This is a genomic window from Profundibacter sp., assembly GCF_056498605.1.
In genome coordinates, this window is the sequence record NZ_JBSMEZ010000113.1 from 1 (window position 1) to 6,664 (window position 6,664).

The following is a 6,664-nucleotide window of genomic DNA, read 5'->3' on the forward strand; positions in this document are numbered from 1 at the left end:
TGCACCACCACCAGTTCGCTCTCCGAACTCAGCCGGTTGGTGGCATAAACCGCAGCAGCAAAGGCGGCAATCGGCAACACTACGCGAATAACATTGGGCAAGGTCAGCACGGTGAATTCCAGAAATACCGTGGCAGACTGGCCATCGGCAATCAGTTGATCAAACAGCAACACCGCCCGGTTGATCCAATAGACCATCACCAGAATAAGGGCGAAAAAGCCGAAAAAAACCATCAGTTGCGACAGTAAATATCTGTCGAATCTGCCCACGCGTTACATCCCCCCGGGTGTTATCAATTTTGCTTAACCTAGCCGATAAAAATGTAGGGTTAAACTGCTATCTGGCGTTTGGCGGCGTCAAAGGCTAGGTATGGCAAAACCCCGCCTTTACGGACTGAACAGGAGAACGCCATGACCACCCCACGCCAGATAGAATTCAAAGTAACCGATCTAGATCATATTGCGACGGCAACGGGCCGTATTACAGTATTTCTGGGGGTCGAGGGGCAGTTGGATATATGCGCCCGACGGGTGAACCGTTTGTGCAAAGGGGCGTTGAAACGGTTCGCAGAATCCGAGGCGTTTGAAGCATTGAAAGTGGCCGAAGCGCGTGATCTGGCATTTCCGGCTGGTATGGCGTGTGATGCGGTTCAGGTGATCAAGTTGAAACGCAGGCCAAAGGCGGATGAGGCCCGCAAGGCAGGTGCCGCAATTGCCAAAGCCGCGGGCACGGCGGATTTGCACATTCTGGCGGGCAATCTGGCGCAGGTGGCCGAGGTGTCACTGGGGCTGGCGTTGCGCGGTTATGATTTCAGCTGTCATAAATCGAAAGAAGCCGACCGGATGGGGTCGGCTGTATTTATGGTAACCAAACCCGAAGAGGTCGCAGCCATTGCAGGGCCAATGGCGGCGGTGGCCGAGGGCGTGTTTTTCACCCGCGATCTTGTGAACGAACCCGCCAACATCCTGACAACAGACGATTTTGCCGCACGATTGGCAGCGATGCACGAGTTGGGCCTTGAGGTTGAAATCCTTGAGGAAGACGCGCTGGAAAAGCTGGGCATGGGCGCTTTGCTGTCCGTCGGTCAAGGCTCGCGCAGCCCCTCCAAGGTGGTGGTGATGCAGTGGAACGGCGGCAAAAAGGGCGAGGCCCCATTGGCGCTGGTCGGCAAGGGCGTGGTGTTTGACACCGGCGGTATTTCCCTGAAACCGGCGGCGGGCATGGAGGACATGACCATGGATATGGGCGGGGCTGGCGTGGTGGCGGGCGTGATGCGCACGTTGGCGATGCGCAAGTCCAAGGCCAATGTTGTCGGTCTGGTCGGTCTGGTTGAAAACATGCCGGATGGTCAGGCAACGCGCCCTGGCGACGTGGTGCGCTCGATGAAAGGTGACACCATCGAGGTGATCAACACGGATGCCGAGGGGCGTTTGGTGCTGGCGGACGTTTTGTGGTATGCGCAGGAGCGGTTCAAACCAACTGGGGTTATCAATCTGGCCACCCTGACGGGGGCGGTGATTATCGGCCTTGGCCATGACAACACCGGCGTGTTTTCCAACGATAATGCCCTATGTAACGCATTTCTGAAGGCCGCAAAAACCGAAGGCGAGGGGGCCTGGCGTCTGCCGCTGGACGCGAGCTATGACAAACTGATCGATTCCCGCATTGCCGATATGAAAAACACAGGCGGACGACCCGCCGGATCAATCACCGCGGCGAAATTCCTGCAACGGTTCGTGCCGGATGAAATGCCGTGGATCCATCTGGATATCGCCGGCACCGCCTTGCTGAAAACCGAATCTACTCTTGCGCCCAAAGGCGCGACTGGCTGGGGCGTGATGGCGCTGGATCGTCTGATCCGCGACATGCAGGAGGTCTAATGGGCGCTGCCTATTTCTACCACCTGACTCGCGCGCCGCTGGAAGCCGTGCTGCCGATGTTGCTGGAGAAATCCATCGGTGCCGGTTGGCGGATTGTGGTGCGCGGAACAGATGATAACCGTCTGAAATGGCTGGACGAAAAACTGTGGCTGGGGCGTGATGACGGGTTTTTGCCGCATGGGTTAGCGGGCGGAGAACATGATGCGGCACAGCCAGTTTTGCTGACCACCGAAGCCATTTGCGCCAATGATGCAACCTGTGTTCTGGCCGTTGATGGGGCGGATGTATCCGTTGAGGAGGTCAATAAAATGGAGCGGGTTAGCATCCTGTTCGATGGCAATGACGACGCGGCCCTGACCCGCGCCCGTGCCCAATGGAAATCCCTGACCGAGGCAGGATGTTCGGCGCAATACTGGTCACAAGAAAACGGCAACTGGGAAAAGAAGGCCGAACGCTAGGCCCATTTCGTTCCATGGGCGCCGCCCGTTTTTCACCTGAAACTCTCCCCCAGAGTGTTTCCATGACGGCTCAAACTCCGCGCCGCAGGTAAAGAAATTTTTAGCGCCGCAGCACCATCTTGCCGCCGCCGATCTCGATCTTGCTGTAGCGCTGCAAATAGGTCATCCCCAACAGCGATGTGTCCATTTCCCCCTCGTTCACAGAGGCACCAACAGACAGATCCACAATCTCGCCCAGCCGCACGTTTTGCAACCGGACCCGCGCTGTGCGCACTTCGCCATTGGCGGTGTTGGCAATGTCACCGAAAAACAGGTTTTCAACATCAATCCCGACCCGCATTGCATCGGCCTTGGTCAGCACCACATCGGACGCCCCCGTGTCGATGACAAATTCCACGTCTGTTCCGTCGATATCCAGCGTTAGATAATAATGCCCATCGCCGGATCGCGGCACTTCGACCGTGGCCATCCCGTCGATATAGGACTGGCTGGGGGCAACATTGTCGCGGATATCCGACCACAGCCCGATCGCCGCGATCACCCCGACAAAAATCAGCGCCCAAACGGCGGCCTGTTGTGCGGTTTTCCCCAGGTTTTTGCGTTTGTCGATAAAGAACCATCCGGCAATGACGCTGCCCAGCAGGACAAGGTAAATCAACTGTGCAAAGTTATCTGAATTCATCACGCGCGCCTTTCGTTGCTCTAGATATAGGCACGAATAGCCTATCCGCCAAGCCAGTTGATTGCTGTGATGCCGTCGATAACGAATTGCACAGATAGGGCGGCCAAAAGCATCCCCAACAGGCGGCTCACCACATTGGTGCCGGTATCGCCTAACGCGCGTTCCAGCAGCCCTGCGGACAGGAAAAACAGCAGGACCAGCAGCAAAACCGCCAGCAAAACCAGCATCACAGCGCCGATCAACGCCCAGTCGCCGCCCGCTTCTCCGGTCAGCAGGATCATGGTGGCGATAGACCCGGGGCCAGCAATCAGCGGGGTGGCCAGCGGAAACACCGAGGGGTCGTTTTCAGAACTGGCTTGACCTTTGCGCCGCTTGCTGCGCCGCTCAAACAGCATATCCAGCGCCGTTAAAAACAGCAGGATGCCGCCAGCAATGCGAAAGGCGGGCATGGAAATGCCTGCGAACCCCAACACCGCCTCGCCAAACAGCCCGAACAGCACCAGCAAACCGCCAGCAATGACGGTGGCACGGATGGCAATGCTGCGCCTGTGCGCTGTGTCCTCGCCTTTGGTCAGGGCCACAAACAAGGGCGCTAACCCGATTGGGTCGATAATCACGAACAGGGTGATAAAAGCAGTTATGATGGCGGCTTGATCCACTTAGAGTGTGTCTCGAATCAACAACATCGGGATATTCAACTGCGACATGCTCATTTCTGGGCCTTTTCCAGTTTTTCCAGCGCTTTCATCCACATCTCATCGGCCCGATCCAGCGCGTTCATCACCTCTGAATACTTGCGCTGCCAAGGTTCAGCCTGATTACCCGCATCTTCGTCATAGAGCGCGGGATCAGCCAGCTTTTTGGCCAGTTTATCGCGCATATCATTCAGTTTGCCGACCCGTTCCTCGCATTTTCGAACATCAGCGCGCAAGGCAAGGATTTGATCGCGGCTGGCCCGTTTGGGCGCGGCTTTGGCTTTCTTGGGCTTGGCGGGTGCGTCTTTGGTTAGCAAATCTTTGCGGTAGGCCTGCAAATCCTCTTCCCACACCGAAACGCTGCCATCTTTCACCAACCACAACCGGTCCGCCACCATCGACAGCAAATGCATATCGTGGCTGATCAGGATCACAGCACCGGAATAGGCGGTCAGCGCCTCGACCAGCGCCTCGCGGCTTTCGATATCAAGGTGGTTCGTCGGCTCATCCAAAATCAGCAAATGCGGTGCTGGCAGGGTGGCCAGCAACAGCGATAGCCGCGCCTTTTGACCGCCAGACAGACGCCCGACTTCGGTTTCCGCCTGATCCGCACCCAGACCAAAGCCCGCAAGACGCGCCCGCAACTTGGCCTGACCCTCGTTCGGGCGCTCGCGGAATAGGTGCTGTAGCGGGGTTTCATCGACGTATAATTCGTCAACTTGGTGCTGGGCAAAGAACCCGATACGCAACTTGCGTGAAGTGGTCATTTGGCCTGACATTGGTTTAAGTCTGTCTGATAACAACTTGGCAAGTGTGGATTTTCCTTGACCATTCTTACCCAGCAACGCGATGCGATCATCCTGATCGATCCGCAAGTTGAGGTTCTTCAGAACCGCTTTGCCATCATACCCGACTGACACGCCTTCGCAGGAAATAATCGGTGGCGACAGCTCCTCGGGTTCGGGGAAGCTAAACACCGTGCGCGCCGCATCTTCGGGCGCACGGATGGTTTCCATTTTTTCCAGCATTTTCACACGGGATTGGGCCTGCTTGGCTTTTGAGGCTTTGGCCTTGAAACGGTCAACAAAGCTTTGCAAATGGGCGCGGTGCAGCTCTTGTTTTTTGGCCGCAGCCGCCTGCACTTCACGTTGGGCTTTGCGTTGGCGCACGAATTGGTCGTAAGGGCCGGAGTAAAGCGTAAGGGACTTGTTCTCTAGATGCAGGATCGCGCCAACCGCACGGTTTAACAACTCGCGGTCATGCGAAATGATCAGCACGGTATGGGGGTATTTCACCAGATACGCCTCGAGCCAAAGCGAGCCTTCAAGATCCAGATAGTTGGTCGGCTCATCCAGCAGCAGGTAATCCGGCTCGCTAAACAGCACTGCCGCCAGCGCGACCCGCATCCGCCAGCCACCGGAAAAGGCGGAACAGGGCATTTTCTGCTCGTCCCCATCAAAGCCAAGCCCTTTGAGGATGGAGGAGGCGCGGGCCTCGGCGGAATAGGCGTCAATATCGGCAAGGCGGGTGTGGATTTCGGCAATCCGGTGTGCATCGGTCGCGGTTTCGGATTCAGCCATCAATGCGGCGCGTTCGGTGTCAGCCGCCAGCACTGTGTCGATCAGCGACACCTCATTGCCCGGCACTTCCTGGCTCACACCGCCGATGCGGGCGCGAGCGGGCAGGGTAATGGTGCCGGTTTCCGACGGCAGATCACCACGGATCAGGTTAAACAACGTGGTTTTACCCGCGCCATTGCGTCCGATCAGGCCCACTTTGTGGCCTGTCGGGATGGTGGCGCTGGCGCTTTCAAACAGGGGGCGGCCCTGGATGGCGAAATTCAGATCATTGATGCGTAACATGACGCGCGGTTTGGCCTATGACGCGGGTAAGGTCAATCGCTGCTTTTCAAGGCGCAATTGACGTGTTAGCAGGGCGGCGAAATTATCACGTGGCGGGCAGGGTGCCTGCCGCATTTAGGAAAGAAACCACCATGGCCATTCAGCGCACATTTTCGATCATCAAACCCGACGCCACCAAACGCAACCTGACCGGCGCAATTGTCGCTAAATTCGAAGCCGCAGGCCTGCGGATCGTAGCCAGCAAGCGCATCCAGCTAACGCTGGCCCAAGCGCAACAATTCTACGGTGTGCATTCCGAGCGTCCGTTTTTTGGCGAACTTTGCGAATTCATGATTTCCGAGCCGATCGTTGTGCAGGTTCTGGAAGGCGAAGACGCGATTGCGAAAAACCGCGAGGTTATGGGCGCAACCAATCCAGCCGACGCAGACGCTGGCACAATCCGTAAAGAATTCGCGCTGTCAATTGGCGAAAACTCGGTTCATGGATCAGACGCGCCAGAAACAGCTGCCGAAGAAATCGCGTTCTTCTTCTCGGGCCTTGAACTGGTTGGCTAAGCTTTCCGTTCTATAACACCGATCATATCAAGGGCCGCTTCCAATTCGGAGCGGCCTTTGTCATGCCCGCTGCTCTTTAGCGCGTCAAACCGCGCTCGTAATGCGACCTTCTCATCGCCCTGACAATCGTTCCACGGACGCCCTTGCAGGCCCATAACCATGGCGTAGTAAGCTATAAAATGGGGTTTGGAGCCGGATTGCAGCAATTTTGCATAGGCTGCATCGGGGCCAAGATCGCGCAACTGATCTGCCGTATGAATGCCTGCACGTGCGTACACAGCGTCAGAGGCGGGGCCTAGGTTGCGGATTGTGGATACGGGACCGGACATAGGCCAAAGCCTAGCGGGCGCAGCACAATTTGCAATCTGTGATTAGAAGCTGGCCCAGTCGGTGATCGTAAAGGCGGCGGGTTTTGCATCGGATTTGGGTGCCGGTGTGGTTTGCTGATCGTCCAGACGATGCGCCACATAACCGATCTTGCGCACCGGTTGCTGTTGCGTATCTGCTGCCTGCTCTTCTTTTGGCTGATAACG

The 6,664-nt window shown here is 56.8% G+C and carries 8 protein-coding genes; 3 read left to right on the forward strand and 5 right to left on the reverse strand.

The window, feature by feature from the left end:
• Positions 1–269: LptF/LptG family permease (locus ACWB12_RS11805; RefSeq protein WP_479530286.1), on the reverse strand; the 269-nt coding region annotated here is incomplete at its 3' end.
• 141 nt (positions 270–410) lie between these two features.
• On the opposite strand from ACWB12_RS11805, the gene ACWB12_RS11810 reads away from it, so the two are divergent.
• Both ACWB12_RS11810 and ACWB12_RS11815 read left to right on the forward strand, forming a co-directional pair.
• Complete coding sequence (locus ACWB12_RS11810) at positions 411–1,880, forward strand: leucyl aminopeptidase (RefSeq protein WP_479530287.1); 1,470 nt, start codon at positions 411–413, stop codon at positions 1,878–1,880.
• Positions 1,880–2,338: a DNA polymerase III subunit chi gene (locus ACWB12_RS11815; protein WP_479530288.1), complete on the forward strand. Its 459-nt coding sequence runs from the start codon at positions 1,880–1,882 to the stop codon at positions 2,336–2,338. The genes ACWB12_RS11810 and ACWB12_RS11815 overlap by 1 nt, the downstream gene beginning before the upstream one ends.
• Before the next feature lie 100 nt (positions 2,339–2,438).
• Here ACWB12_RS11815 and ACWB12_RS11820 read toward each other — a convergent pair whose 3' ends face one another.
• Genes ACWB12_RS11820 through ACWB12_RS11830 form a run of 3 tightly spaced genes read right to left on the reverse strand, consistent with a single transcriptional unit; the run spans position 2,439 to position 5,577 of the window.
• Positions 2,439–3,020 carry a retropepsin-like aspartic protease family protein gene (locus ACWB12_RS11820; RefSeq protein ID WP_479530289.1) on the reverse strand — a complete coding sequence of 194 codons (582 nt, stop codon included), beginning with the start codon at positions 3,018–3,020 and terminating at the stop codon, positions 2,439–2,441.
• A gap of 41 nt (positions 3,021–3,061) precedes the next feature.
• On the reverse strand, positions 3,062–3,679 hold the full coding sequence (locus ACWB12_RS11825) for a MarC family protein (RefSeq protein ID WP_479530290.1): 618 nt from the start codon (positions 3,677–3,679) through the stop codon (positions 3,062–3,064).
• A gap of 50 nt (positions 3,680–3,729) precedes the next feature.
• On the reverse strand, positions 3,730–5,577 hold the full coding sequence (locus ACWB12_RS11830; protein WP_479530291.1) for an ABC-F family ATP-binding cassette domain-containing protein: 1,848 nt from the start codon (positions 5,575–5,577) through the stop codon (positions 3,730–3,732).
• A gap of 131 nt (positions 5,578–5,708) precedes the next feature.
• Between ACWB12_RS11830 and ndk the strand changes: the two genes are divergently transcribed.
• Positions 5,709–6,131 carry a nucleoside-diphosphate kinase gene (gene ndk / locus ACWB12_RS11835; protein WP_479530292.1) on the forward strand — a complete coding sequence of 141 codons (423 nt, stop codon included), beginning with the start codon at positions 5,709–5,711 and terminating at the stop codon, positions 6,129–6,131.
• Here ndk and ACWB12_RS11840 read toward each other — a convergent pair.
• Entirely contained in the window at positions 6,128–6,460 is a 333-nt protein-coding gene (locus ACWB12_RS11840; RefSeq protein WP_479530293.1) for a TfoX/Sxy family protein, read from the reverse strand. The genes ndk and ACWB12_RS11840 overlap by 4 nt on opposite strands.
• Between the last annotated feature and the right edge of the window lie 204 nt (positions 6,461–6,664).